Here is a 392-nt window from a genome sequence, read left to right as displayed (position 1 = left end):
GAAGGGCAAAGAGATTCGGACTTTCAGTACAATGACCGATGATTTGATCCAAATGGCCGATTGGATCAAAAGCCATCACTGCACCCACGTCGCAATGGAAAGTACGGGTGTCTACTGGAAACCGATTTTCAACCTTTTGGAACTGGAAGAACTTCACATCATGGTTGTCAACGCTCAGCACATCAAAGCAGTGCCGGGACGAAAAACGGATGTAAAAGATGCTGAATGGATCGCCGATCTTTTACGACATGGTCTATTGCAAGGCAGCTTTATTCCCAAACGGGAACAGCGCGAATTACGTGAATTGGTTCGCTATCGCCGAAGTCTAATCGATGAACGCTCCCGTGAAGTGAGCCGCATTCAAAAGGTGTTGGAAGGAGCCAATATTAAAC

1 protein-coding gene is annotated in these 392 nt (G+C 46.7%); it reads left to right on the top strand.

The window, feature by feature from the left end; genetic code table 11:
- On the top strand, window positions 1-392 hold a 392-nt coding region (locus tag FS806_RS25375), incomplete at both ends, for an IS110 family transposase (RefSeq protein WP_144942136.1).

Origin of the sequence: Paenibacillus sp. 32O-W, from assembly GCF_007679495.1 — a bacterium.
Classification (GTDB): Bacteria; Bacillota; Bacilli; order Paenibacillales; family NBRC-103111; genus Paenibacillus_L; species Paenibacillus_L residui.
This window is presented reverse-complemented; position numbering and strand designations above follow the sequence as displayed.